The organism is Paenibacillus sp. Marseille-Q9583, from assembly GCF_976954365.1.
Window position 1 is genome coordinate 1 of the sequence record NZ_CDRJTB010000076.1, and the last position, 22,079, is coordinate 22,079.

Genomic DNA, 22,079 nt, shown 5'->3' on the forward strand with positions numbered 1-22,079 from the left:
ATGTCGGATCTATCATCTTAATAAGGGTGGAGCTTCATTACAGACAGAAGAAAGGTTGAACATCGGCACCATGAACGCAATTCCAAACCTCAACAAGGAACCCGCCCGTGTGGAAAAAACACGCAAAGAACCTTTCCCCATCTCTATTCTTTCGCTTACAGTAGGCGCTTTTGCCATTGGAATGACTGAATTTGTCATCATGGGTATTTTACCAAATGTCGCCAAGGATTTACAGGTTAGTATTTCAACAGCAGGCCAGCTGATCACGATGTATGCCCTTGGGGTAGCCGTCGGTGCTCCAATTCTAACCATCCTTACACAACGAATTCCGCAAAAGAAACTGTTATGCCTGCTCATGGTATTATTTATTCTAGGCAACGGAATCTCTGTATTTGCTCCAAACTATGCCGTTCTTATGGTTGCTCGTATCATCACAGCTTTAACACACGGGACTTTCTTTGGCGTTGGTGCAGTAATCGCTTCTAATCTGGTCAAGCCCAATAAGCGGGCCGGAGCCGTATCCATTATGATGGCTGGTCTAACGATCGCTAATATCGTCGGTGTTCCTCTAGGAACATTTATTGGGCAAAACATGGGCTGGCGCGCCTCATTTGCTGCGATAGCAGTCATGGGAGTCGCTGCACTAATCGGCATTCTTATTTTCATTCCAAAGATTAAACAAGACAAACCTGCTAGTGTAATCCAGCAAATCTCTGCACTAGCTAATCCTAAACTGCTTCTATTCTTACTGATCGGTGCGCTTGGTAACGCCAGCTTGTTCACAGTGTTCACTTATATAGCGCCACTGCTAATGGAAGTTACCGGCTTTGCCGAGCATAGTGTGACATGGATTCTAGTTCTCTTCGGCTGTGGTGTAACCATCGGGAATATCGTTGGTGGGAAGCTTGCAGATTGGAAGCTGATGCCTTCTATCGTGGGACTTTATTTCGCGGTTAGTGTCATTCTTACGATCTTTTCCTTCACCATGCATAGTCCAGTAGCTGCGGTCATCACAATATTCTTCTGGGGTTTGGTATCCTTTGCGGTCATGCCAGGACTACAAATACGGATCATGAGTCTGGCTCAGGCCGCTCCTGCCCTCGCTTCTACAACCAGTCATTCCGCAGGTAATCTCGGAAACGCAACAGGTGCCTTCATCGGCGGATGGGTCATTTCTCATCTTGCGATTACTTCGCTGCCATGGGTCGGTGCCGTTTTGGTAGGACTCGGTCTGGTACTGGGGATTGCTTGTTATATAGCAGAACGTAAAGAGAAAGTGGCGTAATTTTTTATAGGATTATATTTAAAAACGAGGATGTCTCCAAAGCGCTGAAAACAGCTTAGGGACACCCTCGTGTTTCATTTTACAAACAACATCTTATGGCTTCATTCTTCTAATGCTCAGCATCTGATTTGCCCCTTTTTGAAATTCATAAGGAACCTCCATCTCCTCCACAGCGAAACCTTGTTGAACGATCTCATCTATAAGGCGATCTAGATGCTCATATCTTTTGCAAGACAGATCAACTAAAGGGAAAATACGAAGCTCTCCTCTAGTCACCCGCATAAGTTCATTAACAGTCCTTAGATGAAAATGATAGTCCAGCCGATCACTATACATAAATAGGAAATGCGCAGACAAAGTCAGATCAAAAGCCTCATCGTTAAACGGCAGATCAGGTAAAACCACGGGAACATATCGCTCCGGGGTTTGTCTCCGATCATTGATGTTATCGTTCAAAGCCCTATTCCTCGCTTGTGTAAGATCCGCTATAGACTCAAAGTAGTCCCACACAAAGTTACCTTGTACCTTTTCCAGTTCAGACATAGCATGCTCAATATCTTGAACACCTTTATCTTCAAGCTCATCCGCAGAGTAATAATAAGCGATATCCGCAGCAGTCACGTCACTCCCTAACTGATTCGATATCGCTGTAAAAGAGCAGGCACCCGCAGGACAATCCAAAATCCGCCTGCCTACAAGATCCGCTTCTTTCAATTTGAACATCTGCAAATACTCCTCAAAGGTCCTTCCTATAAAAACAATCCTCTCCAACTCAAGCTTTCCCTCTGCTCCGCTCATCTCATCTCACCTTTCCTCATCTCGGCTAATAGGCTCGCTTTTCACTTCTGTTTAAATATATGTATAAGATAATCTATAAGAAGTCCTAAAATTAGGAACGTCCCAAAATGAATTACATACGTGGGAAATTTGACGCTGATTAATATACTGCTTGCAGCCCATTCCGTATTATTAACATCAACCATCCAGTTTGCAAAGGGCTTCATGAAGATCAGCGTATCTATAATTGGATTAAGTCGTACAAGAATGATGTTTGCGATCTCAATCCCCAAATAATCACCCAGACAGATGATGATACTAATAATCGAAAACCAGAAACTGAATTTTCTCCTTAAAAACATCAAGCACCGCCCTCTCTTTTTTTCCTAATACATACAATTCGTTTAAAATTCAAAATATCCTTGTCGCGGATAGCTCCTGCTTTAAAAAATGATACAATCTGGAGCTCGCCAGCCTCAAGGGATAATCCGAAAGTTTACATAGGATACCGCAGGTCATATCGATAACCTTTCCCTCCAGTTTTCGCACTACCGTTCCTGAAGGGGCCGGAGTCAAGACTATCTCAGGGACAAGAGCGACGCCTAAGCCACTTTCCACAAAGTATTTTAGAGCCGACATGCTTCCAATCTCCATAGTATCGAACGGTGCTCCACCTGATTCCTGTAGCACACTTTCTAATTTTTTGCGATAAGGACAGTTTGCTGCCGTAATAAGTAACCGATGATCCTGTAAATCCTCTGGCGTGATATTCTCCTTGGAAGCTAGCGGATGCTCTTCTGGCATAAGTAACACAAATTCCTCCGTAAATAAGGGTTCAAAATAAAGCTCCTTACCCAGCTCTGGCACTGAACATACAGCCATGTCAATTTCGCCTCGCAAAAGCAGTTCACTGAGTGCAGCGGTTCCCGCGATCTCCACGGAGACTTTCACTTTCGGAAACTGCGTCATAAAGCTACTTAACAGCTGCGGCAAACGATAGCTCGCCGTCGGATCCGTTACACCTATGCGGACGTTGCCAGCCTCGCCTATCTTCAAATCGGCCAAACGGCTCTGTAACCGCTCCATATCCTTAACAATATGTAAGCTCTCTTCATAAAACAATCTACCAGATTCTGTTAAGCAGATTTGTTTTCCCCGCTCAAGCAGTTGACACCCTAAGTCGGATTCAAGCCTCTGCATTTGCATCGTGACCGTGGATTGGGCATAATTCAATTCCTCAGCTGCACGGTTAAAACTTCCTGAAATCACAATGGTTTGAAAGGTTTTTATTGTTTTTAGATCCATTCCTGAGCCCTCCACTACTTAATTCAAATAAATTGAACCAAAGCTTCAATTAATTCAATTATACGAAATCCAATAATCACTATAGAATACTCTATATCAACACCATACGCCAACCAAAGGAGTGAATAAGGATGGATCTTAACAATAAAGTAGCCTTAATAACTGGTGGAGGTACTGGAATTGGCAAAGCTGTAAGTCTGGAATTAGCCCGACGCGGAGCCCTTGTTGCAGTGAACTATTCTAGATCCGAGCCAGAAGCTTATGAAACCGTGAATACGATTATAAATCAAGGTGGGCAAGCGATAGCAGTACAAGCCGATGTTTCTACGGATCAGGAAGTGCGAAGTATGGTCCATTCGATTATTCAGCATTTTGGGACGGTAGATCTGCTGGTGAATAACGCCAGTATTACTAAACATATTGCGCTGGGGGATCTGGAAAAAGCAACGGAGGAAGTCTGGGATGAACTCTATGATGTAAATGTGAAAGGAATGTTTTTCTGCGCCAGAGCAGTTGCACCATATATGAACCTAAGCGGTTCAGGCACCATCGTCAATCTCGGCAGCATCGCCGGACAAACTGGCTTAGGCTCTTCCCTTCCTTATGCGGTCTCCAAAGCTGCTGTTCATGGCCTCACGAAATCTCTAGCCCATGCACTAGCTCCAACTATTAGAGTGAACTGTGTCGCACCGGGAGCTGTTGCTACTAGATGGTGGTCTGGTCGAGAAGAACAGATGCATAAATTAGCACCTAATCTGCTGCTCCAGCGTATATCATCCACTGAGGATATCGCTCAATTCGTCTGCGCAACACTCGAACAGGAAGCAATGACCGGACAGATCATTACGGTAGATAGTGGACAAACGTTGTAACAACCAAACAAATGGCATATCAAATGAAGCGCCGATATAATAATTATGGAAAACCTCCCTATAATTTAGCTGATTTGCTGGAAAATAAAGAACCCCCCGATCATCGTTTGGTCTATTTTATAAAAATAGAAGCTGCCCCAAAAGTAGAATTCTCTACTTCTAGGACAGCCTCTATTGCATAAATATTGGTGATGTCTTTAGTTAGGTTCACTACCCCAAATCAAATTACCTGACACGTATGCTGGTGCTTTACTCCAGTCCACATAGTTGGTATCTACCGCATTAAAGGAATAGTCTCCAGTTTGAGTGTAATTCGTCCAGTCCTCTTTAGCCACCCGCACCTGAATGTCGATACTCTCACCCGCCGCAAGTGAACCTGCTGCACTTGAGAAACCAACCTCTAGATAATAATCCGCGTTTGCTTTAGCTGTTGGCAATTTTACAAATGTTCCTGTTACATTCGCGCTTCCAACCTGTGACCAGTCGCAGAAGAAGCTTTGTGCCTTCTCACCATCAATAGTGTAATAGTATCTCAATTTCACATCGGAGAGTGTAACTGCACTTGTGCTCGTGTTCACCAGCTTAAACTTTGGATTCAACGTATTTCCGGAAGCAGACAATGTTCCGTTATACATCTGTACTTTCAATGCTGCAGGTTGAGCTACTGTCGTATCCGCAATCGTAACAACCAAGGATTGTGTGGTTCCTGCACTAAACTCAAAGTTCAGCGTAGTGCTTCCCACCGTTTGGGTTGCCAGATACTCTTTCTTGATCGTTACTGTAGAACCACTCACTGTATAATCTGTGTTTGCTACGAGTGTGGCTGTTCCGTTTTTGATCGTGCTAAGCGTATTTCCATTCAGTGTCAGCGTTACTGCTACATCTGCTTGATTTGCTGTTTTCTTATCAAAGCTTGTGGTTGTTGGGGTTATCGTGGAGTTGGATACTGGTGTTGTCGTATCAGTCACCGCAACCGCTAAGGATTGCGTCGCTCCTGCGCTAAAGCTGAATGTCAGCGTGGTCGTTCCTACCGCTTGCGTCGCTAGATACGCCTTTTTAATGATCACAGTAGATCCACTGACCGTGTAATCTGTACCACTAACCAATGTCGCCGTTCCGTTCTTGATCGTACTGAGCGTGTTTCCGTTCAACGTCATGGTTACTGCAACGTCGGCCTGATTCGCTGTTTTCTTATCAAAGCTTGCAGTTGTTGGAGTAATCGTTGAATTGGATACTGGTGTTGTCGTATCCGTCACCGCAACCGCTAAGGATTGCGTCGCTCCTGCGCTAAAGCTGAATGTCAGCGTGGTCGTTCCTACCGCTTGCGTCGCTAGATACGCCTTCTTAAGGGTGACGGTTGATCCGCTAACCGTGTAATCTGTCCCTGCAACCAATGTTGCCGTTCCGTTCTTGATTGTACTCAGCGTATTTCCATTCAACGTCATAGTTACTCCAACGTCGGCCTGATTCGCTGTTTTCTTATCAAAGCTTGCGGTTGTTGGAGTAATGGTTGAGCCTGTAGCTGGTAGATTGACAGGATCAGCATACAATGTGCCCCGGCCATTCGTTCCGAGATATACACGTCCGTAAATTCTTGGGTCACCAGTAATCGCCATATTAATCTTGGCGTATTGGTGGGCATCGTCATTAATACGAACCCAAGTTGCGCCAACATCATCGGAACGGAAGACACCCCGCACGCCATCAATCTTCGCTACCGTATACAGTGCCATGTAAGTTTGACCCGGCGCAGCCTTTCCATAACCAATGAGATCAGCTTCTTGTACGTTGGTTAACTTGGTGAAGCTCGCACCAGAGTTCGTGGAGTGCCACAAACCATACTTATTCTCAGTCGTATTTCCTCCTGCAAACCAGATGTCACCTTCAATACCTGGTACTGCCTTCATGCTGATCTGAGCTTCATTCGGCTGTAATCCAGCTACATTATTGGTTGGGAAACCTGAAGCTGAAGTGGCAGTAAATGTAGCTCCGCCATCCACACTAACATAGAAGACCCCAGCAAAAAATCCATAAAATTTGTTAGCATTCACTCGGTCAGATGCTACTTTTGCTCCTGCAGGTAATCCGGCGCTTGCTGTCCATGAGTTACCTGTTGTTTTGGAGTAGTACACACCAATATCCGAGGTACTCCACAAAATAGAGTTCCCACTTGCAGACACAGCTACTTGTCCATGCCCCACTGTTGTTTTGGTGCCATTTGACGGTTCAGAATTTGGCATGTACCAGTTCACTCCACCATCGTTAGAGATACCAATGGATTTCATACTTGGTGTCTTCTCTTTATCTGCGCTGCCAACCCGTACCATATAAGATGGACTCAACTCTGCATAATCGATACTCATTGTTGTTGCCCATGAAGGACTGGTCTGGAATTTAGTTGGAGCCACCGACAAATCCTCATGACGGAAACCAGAAACGTCACCAAGTGCAGTGATCAAATGGGAGGTTCCCGTTGGCGGGCTTATCAATCCGAGCACAGCCGTTTCCTCCACACCCTTGGCCATAACCGAGATATTCACCTTGCCTCCGGTATCCCATGAGGTCAAATTGTTCGAGCCATAAATGGTAGCCCCCGTACCATACATCATCCGGTTAGAGTTGAAAGGGTCAATCTCCAGATCGCCCATCATCCAGCCGAGCTTCGGTGAAGGATCAAGCGAGGTCGAAGTCGTTCCATGATCGAGCCAAGGTGCTGCTGTGATATCCATACTGAACTTATAAGTTCGTTCTGGATAATTGCCCCAGTCCCAAATTCGGCTCCATGTTGCACCACCGTTAGTACTGCGGAAAATCACTTCATCAGGCCACCAAGCGTTTAAACTGGATACCATAACTGTGTTAGGATTCTGAGCATCCACAGCTAAACCACCGAAGCCATACCAATTATCCGTTCCGGTTGAAGGACTGATATTCGTCCAAGCACCGCTTGTTTTATTGTATTTCCAAACCTCACCTTTACTTCCGTCATAAGGACCTACACCATTGCTATAAGTAATATACAGATCGCCTGTAGATGAAAGCACGCCATGATGTGGCAAGTAGCCTGTAGGTTGTCCTGCCAGAGCTGTCCAAGTCACGCCTCCATCTGTACTGCGATAAACGCTGCTTGCTGTGTCAGCAACCCCTACATATATCGTTTGAGTCGCATTGCCAAGCGTTCCTGTGCTTTTATCAAACGTAATCCAGGATAAGCCAACGAGATCATTTCCATAATCCAGTGTCGGATTCTGAATATATGTTCCTACATTCGTAAAGGAGGTTACCTTCGACCAAGTAACACCGGAGTCCGTACTTTTCCAGAGCCCATTGCCACTTCTGGCTCCGAAGAATAAAATATTATTCTTATTCGGGTCAATGACGAGGCGTTCACCCGCAGAGCGGCCCGGCATATTGCCACCTACCTTAAAAGGCAGCGGAGTGGTTTGCCAGGTATTTCCCCGGTCACTAGAGCGCATGATCTGACCGTTATTATCCCAGGAGTTAGTATAAGTACCTGTTGCCATATAGACTTTGTTCGGATCAATAGGATCTGTAGCAAGGGCATCTACACCATTCTTATTCCAATCGACCCAGCCTACGGAGTCACTAATCGAAGTCCAACTAGAGGTAGCCTGATTCCATCGATACGCACCACCAATATCTGTTCTGGCATAAATTAAATTGGGTTCGGACTGATTAAAAATAATTCCGGGTACAAAACCACCGCCTGCTCCCGTTACAACACTCTTCCAATTGTAAGGTTCACTTGCGGCCGCATGAGTAGTAGCTGGGAATGCAGAGAATAAAGAGCCTATCATCGCGCCAAGCAGGATTAACAATCCAGTTTTTCGGATACGATTACGAATCACGTTTTACGCCTCCTACAATTTTATTGGTTTGCTTTTGTTTTCCTCCTACTCTGTATCCCTGCTTTTTCCCTCCCCCCCTTAAACTCGACTAATTTAAATTTTTCTGATAACGCTTTCATTATAATGGTAATGTTTTTCATTATCGAGAGAAAATGGTTGTATTTTCATGAAGTTTGTCTCTAAAAATCGTACCATTTTCACACCTTAGATTACATTTCACAAGCTAAATGCCTCTGGCGCCCCTATAAGGACGATAAGCGGTTAAGCGAGAAATAGAAGGAAAATGATAGTAGCTTAATGCCTCCCCTAAGAGGAGTGTCAAATCAAAAATCCAGAAGAATCCCAAAAAAGCCCTCTCCACCCTAACGGTGAAGAAAGCTACTACTGGTTAATGCGTAAGCACAAATTCATCCAGCATCTTACCATCCACATCATAAGCCTGATAAGTCAAACTATCCTTGGTAACACTAATCCCTGCGAACATTTGCTTGTAGTTTTGAAAATGCACCGCATGATAGAACTGATCCTCTTTTTTCTCGTTAAATTTCCCTCCGGAAGCATTGGTCACCACATATACCGTACCTTTTTTAGCACCTACCGGATTCTCACCTTCAGGAACGATTTTTCCAGCCCGCAAAGGGTAGGATCTGGAGTACTCATGATTATGACCCTGCAGCACCAGATCGACCTCATATGCATCAAAAATATCCGTCCAATCTTCAACCTTCTTATATGAATTGCCCCCGTATGCCGGACGGTGCATCGCAACAATCTTCCATTCCTTATTCGTGCTCTTCAAATCTTGCTTCAGCCACTCCGCTTGTTTTTTCAAATTGCTCTCCGTATTCAATACAGACACATGTACAGGACCGTAATCGAAGGAATACGAGGTGCCCGCAATAGAACCTTTTGCCCCGTTATCTGGCAGGTTGAAATGAGAAGTAAAGTCCGTCGCATCGTCATCAACCTGATCATGATTTCCCGTAACAGGCATTAAGGGTATCCCCGAAAGCAAGTCTTGCACGTTACCAAAAAATTGATCCCAGCCCGCCGAATCCTCCGGGTCCTCCGTTAGGTCACCATTATGCACAATAAACTTGGCCTCTGGAAAGGTCTGAAAGGCCTTGCTCAATGTCTTCCCCCACAGTTTAAAATCATCCGCCCTCTCTCCTTGAGAATCCGCGACGTTGATAAACGTAACACTATCTAGTCCAACCTCTTCCGTGGTAAATTCCGCAACTGAACTCCATCCTCCCTCAAGCCCACTGCCCACTCTGTAAGAATATAACGTCCCAGGTTCAAGTCCTGTAACCTCCGCTTTGTGAACACCACTGGGACCATGGTCCGTTTTTATGGCGCTACTATTTGCTTCTACCCTTAGTACATCCGATTCTACAAAAGAGAACATCTGTCCCTTTACTAACTCCAGAACTCCTACGGCATTGGAATCGCTAGTATACCAAGTAAACGCACGACTCGTTCCCACATCTCCCTTAAAGGTGGTAACAAGATCATACGGGACTGATGATTTCTTGGAGCTCCCGGATTTGGACCACTCCATCCCAACAGCCACCAAGATCAGAACAATTACTACAATCCCTAGGATGATGGCGAATTTATAGTCTTTCATCACGGCTCCTCCTTCATTTTTCTCTCTACTCTTCTAACTAAGATAGCCTTCCAGAAAGTCAGAAGTCAAATCTATAGATCTATACTTTTGTTAACGCAGTGTAAAACATTCAGCTAACATTCAGTCTATTTTAAGTTAAGCATAAGGTCTGTCTCCTAGAATTAGTTGTGCAAGAAGGTTAGCCAACGACAGAGATAGAGATAGAAACGAGGTGGGAAAATGAGTAACAAGCTTCAATTCCGGCATGAGCTAAAATTCTTCATTAACTATCATCAATACCTTGTATTGCGCCAGCGTTTACAGAGTTTGATTGATACAGACCAGCATGCCAATGAGAGTGGTGAATATCATATCCGCAGTTTGTATTTTGACGACATCAACAACTCGGCGCTTGCCGACAAACTCGGAGGTCTCAGAGAACGCGCCAAATATCGTATTCGTATCTACAACATTCAAGACAACATCATTCACTTTGAGAAAAAAATCAAAATGGACGATTATATCGCCAAAATTAAAGAGCCGCTGACCCGTCAAATGTACGACGAGATCATGGCAGGTAACTATGAGGTCCTGAATGTCCCGGGCAGTCCACTGTTCATGGAATTATACAATCAGATGCGCCATAACCTTCTTCGGCCGAAGGTCATCGTGGATTATGTTCGCGAGCCCTACGTTTGCCACAACGGCAACGTGCGGATCACGTTCGATAAAGAATTACGTACCGGTCTGCATTCGACGGATATTTTTGATAAGGATTTGCATCCGATTCGGGCGATTGATGAGAACTTCATTATTTTTGAAGTGAAATTCGATGAGTACATTCCGGAATACATTAAAATTGCACTGCAGTTAGAGGGGCTGAACAGACAGTCCGCTTCAAAATATGTGATCTGCCGCAAATTTATAAAAACCAACACTTGGGAGGATTATTGATTATGAATGCATCACTAGCAACAATGGCAGCAACCGCAACAACAGATACAACCACAAATACTTTTTCAGATATCATTAAAAACTCGGTGATTGACAACTTTGTCTCCGATATAAGCATCTCGAAAATGCTCATCACGTTAGGTGTGGCTTTTTTAATTGGCTACTTTATTTATCTGCTCTACAAACGTGTATTTAGCGGAGTGTTATATTCTAAAAGCTTTAACGTTTCCCTAATGGGCATGACCATGATTACAGCCACTGTTATTATTGCCATAAACTCTAACCTTGTGCTTTCCCTCGGTATGGTCGGCGCATTGTCCATCGTTCGTTTCAGAACGCCGATCAAAGATCCAACAGATCTGATCTTCTTATTCTGGGCAGCAGTTGCAGGGATTGTTACTGGCGCTGGCTTCTTCACTTTGGCAATTGTTGGTTCAATCATCATTGGTCTAATTCTGTTCCTCTTCATCAAGCATTCTTCTATCGAAACACCATATTTGCTGGTCATTAACTGTGATAGCGATGAGAGTGAACGTGAAGTCCACAACCATATCACCAAATCCGTGAAACGCTACAACGTGAAGCAAAAAACAGTGTCTGCAAGCAATATCGAATTAACACTGGAGCTTCGTCTGGATGATAAAGTAGGTGGCTTTGTCAACACAGTTTCCGACCTTAAAGGTGTAAAAAATGCACTTCTGATTAGCTATAGCGGCGACTATGTATCCTAAACACAATAAGATGAAAGGCGGTGCCCCAGATGAAAGCAAGAGGTAAATCTATCCTGCTGAGTCTTTGTTGCCTGCTGCTGGTCATCGCTGTAGCTGGGTGCCAGAACGCAAGTCCATCGGCAACAAACGAAACTGCAACAGATTCTAAGGATAAGGTAGTCTCGAGCGACGAGAAAAATCTAGACGAGCAGGTCTTTCCAAAAGATAAGGTCGTCGATGTCAAAATTACTTTGGACCCGGATGATTTTCAGGATATGCTGGATAATGCCAGCGCGGAAGAATATAAAACCGCATCGGTTGAGTACAACGGCGTTAAATTCGATAACGTTGCCGTGCGGACCAAAGGAAATCTTAGTCTCAGAAGTGTAGTACAGATGACAGACTCTGATCGGTACAGCTTTAAAATTTCTTTTGATGAATATGTGAACCAGAACTTATTCGGCATCACTAAGATCAACCTGAATAACAATTACAGCGATGCTTCTTATATGCGTGAATTTCTGACCTATGAGCTCGCTGAGAGTGTCGGACTCCCGACGCCGAAATATTCCTTTGTTAATGTATACGTCAACGATGAACTGAAGGGCTTCTATCTCGCGGTGGAACAGATCGGCGACGCATATTTGGAACGCAATTTCGGGAACTCTTACGGCGCACTTTATAAAGGGGAAATGACTGGTCAGGGCAGTGACTTAACTTGGCTTGGTGACGACCCTTCCCTCTATACCGGATTAGTAATGAAGTCGGATAAATCTAACGATGATATTCTGATCGATATGCTGAATGAGCTTAATAACGGCACCGATTATGAAAAATACATCGACGTAGAGGAATCGCTGAAGTATATCGCTCTAAATGCGGTCACGGCAAATATGGACAGTTATTTAGGTGGTAATAAACAAAATTATTACTTATATGAAGACGAAGGCATCTTCTCGATCCTGCCGTGGGATTATAATATGGCTTTTGGCGGCATGGGCAGCGCAGACGTACTGATTGACGAGCCTACACAAGGCGAGCTGGCTGAACGTCCTCTGATTGCGAAGCTACTTGCTAACGACGAATACAAAGCGAAATATCACGAGATCGTCAGCGAAATGCTTAATGGCTATCTAGCAGATGATACGTTCCAAACTAGAATGGATCAGCTGGACATGATGATTTCCAGCTATGTCAAAGCAGATCCTTCTGCTTTCTACACCTTCGAGCAATATGAAGAAGGGATTAAGTCTGTTAAGACCTTCATGTCGAACATGGCTAAAAATATCCAGCAACAGCTCGATGGAACCATCCCTTCCTCCGGTGACGGATCGGGAAGCGGTATGGGTGGTGGCGCTAGGAATGGCGCTGGTGCTGGTGCTTCTGGTGCTGGACAAGGCGCGAACGGCGCGGGTAACAGGCAGACTGGCGCGGGAGCGGATCAGAGCGCGGGTGGTGCTGCACCGAACGCCGAAAGCGGGCAAGCTGCCACGGATGGGCAGGCTCCTCAGGGCGGCGCAGGCGGTGAGCCCGGTGCCATGGGCGGACCGGTTATCCCTGATGCCGGCGCGGGTCCTGGCAGTAACACGCAAGCAGCAGCTGGCGGGCAAGGTGGTCAAACCAACACCGATGGGCAAGCCGCTCAAGGTGGATTCACCGGCGGACCTGGCGGCGGTGGCATGGGTGGCGGTATGCCCGGTGGTATGGGTGGTAACTTTGGCGGCGGTGCTGGCGCTGTGCAGCAAAAAGGCAGCACGAGTGAAGCCACCACTACTGGGGTCGCGATACTTCTCTTACTGCTGACTGCAGTCTTTGTGACCTTCTATAAGCGGAAACGGCTGTAGACAAGTAAAAGTAATTCACAACAAAAAAACATAAAAGAAGCTCCCGTCGTTTATCGGCTTGGGCTTCTTTCATATCCTAAAGATCATATTGCCAAATCTCCACAAAAAAACCGTGAACAGTCTCAAACTTCACTCGAGACTGTTCACAGTTTTAAATTCAAACTTTTTTCTTATCAAAGTATCCAACTCAGATCATGGAATCCTACGATCTCCGCTTACTCTTTCCGCCCGCGCAATATACTTATAGCCGCTATTAAAAAGGCAAGTAAAGATATCCCGACTGCGATGTAGACCATTGGATTGACACTGTTTGATTTTTCCTCATCTTTCATAATAGCATTATGCTCTTCCATGCTCATGGAATCGCTCTTGACATTGGAACCGTGAGAATGTTCATCCCCACCGGAAACTTGTACAATTGTAGTAATCGAATGCGGATTCTCAGTTCCAGCCTCACCGGACCATTGCACCAAGCTTCCATCGGCGTAGTGTTGATAAGCATCCCATGCAATGTCGCCAGCGGCATCAGGGTTCTTGGCCGTAAAGTAGAAGCGTTGGAATTGCCCCTTCTGAATGCCCTCACCATTAGCTATCCAGCTAATCTTATTCCCCTCAATGGTAACATCCCATCCGGGTGTAGCCTCATATTGTTTAAACTCGGCACCTGCTGGAACTCGTAGATCAACTTGTACAGTTGCCAGGTCTTTTTCCGAAGGAACCTTTAATGTATAAGTCTCCCATGCCCCCGTGCTAGATTGTGCTGGTGCCACGGTTACGTGCGCGCTAGCCACTGCTGCGAACAATAACAGTGTTGCTGCAGCTGGTGCTAATAACGTCATTATTTTGCGAGATAATCTGTTCATAGTTAGCCTCTTCTCATCAATAATTATATATCTTCGTTCTTAACTTCCTGCTATACATCTTTCGAAAAATCTCGTTTACGCGAAGCAAGCCCTTGCTCCAAGGCATAACGCGTCAGCTGCGTTCGGTTTTGGAGTTGCAGCTTTTGGAGGATGTTCTTCAAATGGTTTTTTACGGTATGCTCCGAAATCCCCAAGCTCACTGCAATCTCCTTGTTTTTTGATCCAGAAGATACACAGCTTAAAATTTCTTTCTCTCTAGCCGTCAACGACTCCCCTTCATCCGTTACAGAGGGTACAGTGAACTCCTTCAAGATTTGAAAAGCCAGCTCCCGACTAAGCGGTGCTTCTTCATTAACAATGGCCTGCAAATATTGAACCCAGGTGGAAGGTGCCAGATTCTTTAGCAAATACCCCTGTGCTCCTTGCTTTAGCGCTTCGAGGAGGTGGGAAATTTCGTCCGATACGGTAACGATAACGATTTTGACATAAGGATATTCCTGCTTGATCCGGCGAGTCGTCTCCAGCCCGTCCATTTCTGGCATCTGAATATCGATTAGGATGAGATCAGGCATCCACTGGGCTGTGAAAGCGATCGCTTCAGCACCACTCTCCACTACTCCAATGACCTCAAAACTATCATCCATGGACAAAATCTCGCACATCGCCTCACGTGCATGCGCATGGTCATCTACAACTAAAACCCGGTATCGGATCATGGACTGACTTCCCCTTTCGTAATTTCAACCTGGGTGCCTGTGTCACCAGAAGTCAGCCTAAGCTTCCAGCCCATCCCCTCGACACGTTCCTTCATGATCTGAAGTCCGTAGCTGCCACTCACTTCAAATGGATCATGCCGAAATCCTTCTCCATTGTCTGTAACAACTACCCTCCAGTTCTTCTCATCGCCAGCGCCAGTAATTGAAACCAGCCCAGCTCGTGTATGCTTACGAACATTAATGATCGCTTCGCGAATACAGGATAACAATTCAGATTTTTCCGAAGGGGAGAGCGCATCATCTTGCAGGCTCCATTCAAGAGAGGCTTCGATCATAATCTCGTTCGCCATCTGGGCTAGCTGATCTTTTACCGACTGTTCCAATGAAAAAGAACTCTGCTCTGAAACCGGAATCTTCAGATTGGCAATGGCCTGCCGCACATAACGGTTCACCTCGTGGACCGTCTTTTTGATCTGATCCACATTTTCCTCACTGACCTCACCATTCTTGCGGCTTGCTTCTAGCCGGTCGATTTTGACAGATAAGAGAAATAAAGATTGCGCCATTCCATCATGCAGTTCTTTGGCAAGTCCTTCCCGAGCCTTCATTGCATCTTTAAGCGCACGTTCCTGCTCCAGCTCCCGCTGATTCCGCTCCATAAGAGAGAACAAAGGGACGAGCAACACAAGACTGACTAAAAACACCAGGACTGGCGTCAAATAGTTCCCCAAATCCATAGAAATATAAGGCATTAGAAACTGGTGACGCACAATCTCCCAGATCCCCACCATTAGCGTTGGCAATAACAGGATCATATACTTTATTTGTTTATACGTTGCCGTCCCCTCCTGCACATCTTATGCTTAACAATATCACCGTCTCATCTAAGCTACATGACTCGATCGGGCTATATAGACCCATTAATGTTACAAATTTAAGTATTTTAAAAGGAGATTGCCGACATTTATAATATCATAAGCAAGCTTTCTTATATTGTAGCAAAAAAAAGATACATCTCACGATGCACCCAATCATTTCTACTTTTACTGCGAAATCCTACCTAAAGTGGTGAAGTATAACGTCCATATTGGATATCCATTTCTTTAAACGAATCTCCGTCTTTTTTCAGAAAAAACGTATTTACTCCCTCTGAGCCCCACCAATTCAGCCCCAGTAGTGGGCCCTCTGAGGTTTCAGCAGCAAAAAGGATGGAGAACATTTCAGGCATAACCTCTCCGCCATCATCCACCCGCCAGACCGAATATTCATCTCCTTGAATCACCGCTGGATAGTCCATGAAGGTAAACTCATCTTTTTCTTTCCAAACGAGACTAAATAACATATCCTGATCCAGCCTTACGAATTGAACGAGATACAGCTGTCGATCTGTAGATAGGTCTGCCAGCTTCCATATTTTCTGAATTTCACGTTTTTTCGTATCTACAATACGCTGTCGGACACTTTCCCCCACAGTAGATAAAGCTTCTTGACCCTCTAAGGATTCAATAGACAAAAGCGCATCAACCTTAAAGTCTGTTTGATCCGTCAAATAGTAGGTTTCATCCGGGGTCGCACTTGCTTCTTCCACCGTAAAAAGATAACCCGCCAGATTCACAAAATTATGTGCCATCTCCCGGCCATTACTGTTCTCTGTTCCATCCTGCCATTTATTAAATTTAATCTTTAACACATTCCCCTGATCACCAATAGCCTCATTTAATTGTGCCATCTCCTGATCCAGCCCTTTTTCATGCCCGGTGACTAGAATATTCCGCCCCTCTGCATCCGCAAAGCCAAAATTCGTCTTCAGCTTCTCAGTATCTAGATATGCTTCAGTCTTCTGCTTGCTTGGAGTTGGTAATGGCTCTGCGCTTGGAGGAAGCGTTGGTGAAGGCAGTGCAGTTTCCGCACTTTTTTCCGGTGTAGACTCAACATGATCGCCATCACTGGTCAAAGAGTTGTTGTTGGAACAACCCACCATCATAAGAACAATAAAGAAACTTACCATAAGCTTATTCACTCTTTTTCCTCCAAACGAAGTTAGAATATTCCCATGCTCAGGTAACGTTCCCCCGCATCAGGTGCAATACATAGCACTCGCTTGCCGGCCCCGAGCCGCCGCGCTTCCTGCAATGCTGTCCATACTGCGGCTCCACCTGATGGGCCAAGCAGAATCCCTTCCTGTGCTGCCAGCATTCTCACGGTATTCAGTGCATCTTCATCCGAAACTTGAACAATTTCATCGTAGACCATTGTATTCAGAATGGCGGGTATAAAGCCCGGACTGGTTCCAACCAGCTTATGCGGTCCAGGCTTTCCACCAGATAACACTGGTGAGCCCTGCGGCTCAACAACTAGAATACGAATATCTGGAAGCTGCTCACGCAACACTTCCCCAGTTCCAGTTATCGTACCACCTGTTCCCGAAGAAGCAACGAACACGTCCAGCTTCCCTTCCATTTGCTCCATAATTTCAAGAGCTGTCGTAGTGCGGTGAATGTCAGGGTTCGCTTTGTTCTCAAATTGCTGTGGAATAAAGCTGTTTTCCACTTCTTTCCCTAGCGCAATTGCTTTTGCAATGGCTCCCGGCATCCGCTCCGCTGCAGGAGTCAGCACAACTTCAGCGCCATAAGCCTTTAGAATATTGATTCGTTCCTTCGTCATATTGTCAGGCATGACAAGAATCGCTTTATAGCCTTTTGCAGCGGCATTCATAGCCAATCCAATGCCTGTATTTCCACTTGTCGGCTCTATAATGGTCCCTCCGGGCTTCAGCAGCCCGGCTAGTTCTGCTTGCAGGATCAGATTATAAGCTGCTCTATCCTTTACACTGCCACTGGGATTGAAGCGTTCCAGCTTCACATATAGTTCTGCATCTTGGGGGGTGGTCAACCGATTTAGTCGCACAACCGGTGTATTCCCAATCAGCTCAGTTATATTGTTAACAACTAGTGGTGTCATATATAGCGCCTCCTTCATTACTTTACATACCATTCATTGTAACTTGAGTGGCACCTCCTGTCGATTCTGGAGCTTGCAAGCTCCCTAAGTTAAAAAGCCGCCTCCCAAATTTATGGGTAGGCGGCTTCATTATAACTGACTACTGATCTACAATTTACGGATTTACGTTAATGGTAAAAGTAGATGTATTATTCTTAATATTTGTTACCGTGTTCGTAATCTTCAGATTGTTGAAGGTTGCTGATCCTCTGGCTGGACCTTGACCAGCCTCAGCAGCTTCATTCACCCAGATACCCACTCCAGATTTGCTATCAAAAGCATCGCCGCTCTTCTGCGCACCGGTAATTGTAACATTATTAAAGATGGTATCTGTAACTGGGAATTGTGGAGTGGAGCCTACATAGTTGGTCTGGAACATGATGCCATGATAGGTCGGATCAATGATATCCACATCATTGACTCGGATACCTTGGAAGACCTTGGAGGCCGAGAATACCCAGATCGCCGGGAAAGTCTGCGCGCCCCAGAAATGCCCACCTGCACGAACAATAGAAATATTCTCAAAATTCGTAGTCGGTGAAGCTCCGAAGCCATTCATGGGATATCCAAAGTCTAAAGAGCTGATTGTAATCCCGGAGTAGCAAAGTGTATCCGCAATATAAATATTACGGAAGGTATTTGCGTATCCACCATAGACAGCTACACCAGCAGCACGCCAAGTCAAGATTGAAGTGAGGTTCTCATAAATGTTATCCTTCATATCTGCACCACCGGAATCAATCGCCGAGAACAATGCAAAGCTATCATCACCTGTTGCCCGTGCTTCAATATTAGACACGAGGTTATTCGTGCTTCCATTTGTCATATTGATGCCGTCAGCGAAGGTGTTACGGATACGAGAGTTTTTAATCACCATGTTATCGGTATTGGCTCCCCAGTACATACATACCTGATGTTCAGTCCAGATGTTGTCGATCGTAATGTTCGCCACATTGGAGAAATCAAATACTTTACCAGGACCGTCGATACGAGAAGTATAGTTTCCGAAATAAGCGAAATTCGCAAAGGTAGATCCATTTGCAGTATCACTGGCTCGGAATCCGACATCAGTATTCTCTTGGTTAGTTGGAGCAATGAACCTTGTATACCAAGGACCCGCACCGATAACCTTCACTGCCTTGCCGTAGACCTGAAACTTGTTAGAGGTCTGATAGTTTCCTGGTGGCAAATATACACCTACGAGATTTCCTGTGGTGTCCATCCGCACTTTATCAAGCGCATTTTGAACATCCTGATGCGTAAAGCCTGCAGGAACAGTGTATTTAGCCGGATCTGGATTAGCAATCGGTGAAACCTGCTCAAGACTGATGAAGTCGATGGCGTATTGAGAAGTGTTAGCGGTATCCTTTTGTAATCGGATCGTACTTCCTGCCGGAATGGTACTATCAAACATAATGTTAGCTTCATCATAAATATGCCGCGGAGAACCTGCGCTTGGCGAATTTCCAGGACTTGTCTCAGAACCGTACAACCATGCATATTTAGAGGTTAAGTTAATAGCTTTGCTAAAAACACCATTAACATAGATGTTAAGCGTAGCATTTGTACCGTCACCACTCGCTGAATCTGGAATCGAGAAACGAGTAACCAGAGTGTTCGTGCTGGCTTTTGTCGTGAATTCAACATAGCTACCTGTGGTGTTCAGAGTGACTGCTCTTCTGCCTGAAGCCTCACCTGCAGGATCGCCGATGGTCCGGTTGGCTGAAAGCTTCACGGCCCCACCGCCAATAACTCCATCCTCAGCCTCATACATGTCGTAAGGCATGTTCGCACCTCGACCGATGAACAGTGACTGCGTCTGAATATTATTAGCCCGTTTTACAGGCAGCTCATTAGCATCTACTGCTATTTCACTCTTCACAGTATATTTGCCATTTCCTGCAGTCCAATTACCAAGAGCTACAGGCGCTGTGGTTACCCCACTTGCGATCACGCCGTTATAGGAACTCGTTAGAGTCTTAACCACCGCATTCGTAGTAGCATCTAAAACCGTCAGAGTTATGTTATGCGCACCACTCACGGAAGCTGCTGTACCTTGATTCTTAATGGCCACTGAGAAGCTTACAGTGTTGCCGCCTGCTGGATTGCCAGGTGTCCAACTGACGGAGGAAGCAACCAGATCAGAACTGGACACTGGAGCAATAATGAGGGAAGCCGGACTAGTAAAACTATTATTCCCCTCATTTGATTCAATCACTGTATTATTCTCATCGACCTTTGCACTTAATGAGTAGGTTGCTGCATCTTTTGCGCCCAGGTTAAGAGATACGCTCGTTGATGCGCCAGCAGCTAGAGCACCTACTGGACTAGTACCCACAAGGGTAGTGCCCAAATAAAAATTCACATTAGTTGCAGCAGATGCTAGAGATCCTATATTCTTAACTGTTGCATTAAGTGTAATGGCATCCGTCTCAATTGGAGAGGTTGGAGTCCATGTAAGAGCAGTCACCGTCAAATCCGGATTCGCAGATGGTGTACCAATCACCTGAAATTCAGCAATTTGTCCAGCACTTGAACCAGAGTTGGTAGTGATCTTTAGCTGCAATTCACTAGCTGTAGCCGTGACCGGAATCGTCACTGTATTACCGGTTGCCGGATTAAAGGTATACACGGTCGCTGGTACAAGACTCGTAAAAGCCGTTGTGTTCTGATTATGCCCAAGCACTTGAATGGTCTGAGTACGTGTGGACCACGCCGATGCAGGATTCAGCTTGAGAACAACCGATGTAACATCAGCATTGCTGCCCAAATTAACAGTTAATGTGTTCGGATAACTTCCCCCTGCCCCCTCCCAATAAGTAGTTACATCACCGTCATTCGCATTCGTCTGCACAAAGGTAAAGACTGAGGACGACGCAGTTATACTTTTGTTCAAAGCCAAATTTGAACCCGTCCCAGGTGTTGGGGTTACTGTCGGTGTTGGTGTTGGTGTCGGCGTTGCCGTTGGTGTTGGGGTTACTATCGGTGTTGGCGTTGGTGTCGGTGTGGCCGTTGGGGTTGGCGTTGCCGTTGGTGATGGTGTTGGTGTTGCTGTCGGTGCTGAAGATGGAGTAAGGATCAGGTTGTCCAGATTCACGTTTCCAGTATCACCTGCATCATATTTATAAGTAATCGTATTAGCACCAGCATTCAAGGCTAGCGTTTCAACCTTTGTGGACCATGTATTCCAGTTGGCCAGATTTAAAAGAGAAGATTGCTTTAATTTCGTCCCATTTACATAAATACTTATTGTTTTTGTGCTGCCTGAAGCATTTGCATATTTTAATGCGGCATCATAGTTTCCAGCAGAGGCAACATTAACACTAAACGCAGTCGTTGCTCCTTGTGTCAAATAGCCATCTACAAATCCGGTTCCGGTATAACCAGTATGATCTGTATTGACTTTCGCTCCACCGGATAAAGCAGCATTTTCCGCTTCATATCCTGTTGTTGGGAGTGTTGTTGTGCTGCCATAAATCTCAAATTCCGATAACTGTGCTGCTGGCCATCCAGTATTTGCCGTGAAGTTCAATTTAACATATCTAGCACTCGCAGCTGTAAAATTAATGGTCACAGTATTAGATCCGCTTGCTGGATTAAAGGTGTAATTGGCAGAGGCTGCTAAGTTAGTGTAAGTAGAATCATCAGAGCTTCCCTCCACCGACAACGTTTGGGTTCTTGTTTCCCAGTTCGTCGGCAGTTTTAGAACAACCTGATTGACACTGCTTACGTCGCCTAAGTCCACTTTAATCCATTGCGGGAATGCGTTACTTACACTCTCCCAATACGTTCCTTGATTGCTGTCATTGGCATTAGTTGCTACATAAACATCGCCAAATGAGCTTGAAGTAATGCTTTTACCTTGGGCTAAATTCCCCGCAGCTAAACTCACCGAGGGGTACAACGCTAATTGACCTACAAACAATATTACAATCAAAAAGTACATTACTGCCGACTTACCCGTAATTTTTTTAGAAGCTGCTATCATTAGAGAACCACCTCCCAAAGTTTTGTGAAGCTATGCAGCTAATAAGAATACGCTTTCAAAATAGTGTTGTTATAGACATTCGCCTCCTAAAATGGACCTGATATTTTTCAACGAGACTTAACAATCGTTTATTATTAGCTGCCTGTCCTCCCGTATCCTTGACTCTCACTTCAATAAGTCTTTGATCTATACCCAGAGGTTGACCACAAACTAACTAATAATGGTAATAATATAAGTTATAGGCAGGTGGACGTCGATGGCGATTTCTATGCTTAGTATGTGGGATA

At 45.2% G+C, this 22,079-nt stretch carries 15 protein-coding genes and 1 pseudogene; 5 read left to right on the top strand and 11 right to left on the bottom strand.

Translation table 11 applies throughout. The features are described 5' to 3' along the window. Positions 1–70: 70 nt before the first annotated feature. Positions 71–1,285 carry an MFS transporter gene (locus ACWNM1_RS25705; RefSeq protein WP_449603186.1) on the top strand — a complete coding sequence of 405 codons (1,215 nt, stop codon included), beginning with the start codon at positions 71–73 and terminating at the stop codon, positions 1,283–1,285. A 93-nt stretch (positions 1,286–1,378) separates the two neighbouring features. Here the strand turns inward: ACWNM1_RS25705 and ACWNM1_RS25710 are convergent, their stop codons facing one another. Continuing rightward, entirely contained in the window at positions 1,379–2,083 is a 705-nt protein-coding gene (locus tag ACWNM1_RS25710; protein ID WP_449603165.1) for an SAM-dependent methyltransferase, read from the bottom strand. 390 nt (positions 2,084–2,473) lie between these two features. Then, positions 2,474–3,367, bottom strand: a complete 894-nt coding sequence (locus tag ACWNM1_RS25715) for a LysR family transcriptional regulator (protein WP_449603166.1) — start codon at positions 3,365–3,367, stop codon at positions 2,474–2,476. A 131-nt stretch (positions 3,368–3,498) separates the two neighbouring features. Between ACWNM1_RS25715 and ACWNM1_RS25720 the strand changes: the two genes are divergently transcribed. Continuing rightward, entirely contained in the window at positions 3,499–4,239 is a 741-nt protein-coding gene (locus tag ACWNM1_RS25720; protein ID WP_449603167.1) for an SDR family NAD(P)-dependent oxidoreductase, read from the top strand. A gap of 197 nt (positions 4,240–4,436) precedes the next feature. Here the strand turns inward: ACWNM1_RS25720 and ACWNM1_RS25725 are convergent, their stop codons facing one another. The 3 genes and pseudogenes from ACWNM1_RS25725 to ACWNM1_RS25735 all read right to left on the bottom strand — a co-directional run bounded on the left by ACWNM1_RS25725 (position 4,437) and on the right by ACWNM1_RS25735 (position 9,738). Then, the gene (locus ACWNM1_RS25725) at positions 4,437–4,874 is read right to left on the bottom strand and encodes a cellulose binding domain-containing protein (protein WP_449603187.1); all 438 of its coding nucleotides are present in this window, start codon (positions 4,872–4,874) and stop codon (positions 4,437–4,439) included. 63 nt (positions 4,875–4,937) lie between these two features. Continuing rightward, positions 4,938–8,057: pseudogene (locus tag ACWNM1_RS25730) on the bottom strand (X2-like carbohydrate binding domain-containing protein); the annotation flags it as partial. Positions 8,058–8,496: 439 nt separating this feature from the next. Beyond that, entirely contained in the window at positions 8,497–9,738 is a 1,242-nt protein-coding gene (locus ACWNM1_RS25735; protein WP_449603168.1) for a purple acid phosphatase family protein, read from the bottom strand. A gap of 219 nt (positions 9,739–9,957) precedes the next feature. On the opposite strand from ACWNM1_RS25735, the gene ACWNM1_RS25740 reads away from it, so the two are divergent. From ACWNM1_RS25740 to ACWNM1_RS25750, 3 genes are read left to right on the top strand one after another with little or no spacing between them, the layout of a single operon-like run. Then, entirely contained in the window at positions 9,958–10,671 is a 714-nt protein-coding gene (locus ACWNM1_RS25740; protein WP_449603169.1) for a polyphosphate polymerase domain-containing protein, read from the top strand. 23 nt (positions 10,672–10,694) lie between these two features. Further along, positions 10,695–11,402, top strand: a complete 708-nt coding sequence (locus tag ACWNM1_RS25745) for a DUF4956 domain-containing protein (RefSeq protein WP_449603188.1) — start codon at positions 10,695–10,697, stop codon at positions 11,400–11,402. A gap of 29 nt (positions 11,403–11,431) precedes the next feature. Next, positions 11,432–13,225, top strand: coding sequence for a CotH kinase family protein (locus tag ACWNM1_RS25750; protein ID WP_449603170.1), 1,794 nt, complete (start codon positions 11,432–11,434; stop codon positions 13,223–13,225). 215 nt (positions 13,226–13,440) lie between these two features. Here the strand turns inward: ACWNM1_RS25750 and ACWNM1_RS25755 are convergent, their stop codons facing one another. The 6 genes from ACWNM1_RS25755 to ACWNM1_RS25780 all read right to left on the bottom strand — a co-directional run bounded on the left by ACWNM1_RS25755 (position 13,441) and on the right by ACWNM1_RS25780 (position 21,792). After that, positions 13,441–14,088 carry a DUF1775 domain-containing protein gene (locus tag ACWNM1_RS25755; protein WP_449603171.1) on the bottom strand — a complete coding sequence of 216 codons (648 nt, stop codon included), beginning with the start codon at positions 14,086–14,088 and terminating at the stop codon, positions 13,441–13,443. Positions 14,089–14,138: 50 nt separating this feature from the next. Further along, a complete protein-coding gene (locus tag ACWNM1_RS25760; RefSeq protein WP_449603172.1) occupies positions 14,139–14,804 on the bottom strand; it encodes a response regulator in 666 nt (221 codons plus the stop codon). Then, complete coding sequence (locus ACWNM1_RS25765; protein ID WP_449603173.1) at positions 14,801–15,607, bottom strand: sensor histidine kinase; 807 nt, start codon at positions 15,605–15,607, stop codon at positions 14,801–14,803. The genes ACWNM1_RS25760 and ACWNM1_RS25765 overlap by 4 nt, the downstream gene beginning before the upstream one ends. Before the next feature lie 257 nt (positions 15,608–15,864). Continuing rightward, a complete protein-coding gene (locus ACWNM1_RS25770) occupies positions 15,865–16,824 on the bottom strand; it encodes a hypothetical protein (protein WP_449603174.1) in 960 nt (319 codons plus the stop codon). A 20-nt stretch (positions 16,825–16,844) separates the two neighbouring features. Then, positions 16,845–17,765 carry a cysteine synthase A gene (gene cysK / locus ACWNM1_RS25775; protein ID WP_449603175.1) on the bottom strand — a complete coding sequence of 307 codons (921 nt, stop codon included), beginning with the start codon at positions 17,763–17,765 and terminating at the stop codon, positions 16,845–16,847. A gap of 154 nt (positions 17,766–17,919) precedes the next feature. Next, positions 17,920–21,792 (bottom strand): discoidin domain-containing protein, encoded by a 3,873-nt coding sequence (locus ACWNM1_RS25780; RefSeq protein WP_449603176.1) that lies wholly within the window; start codon positions 21,790–21,792, stop codon positions 17,920–17,922. Positions 21,793–22,079 lie beyond the last annotated feature (287 nt).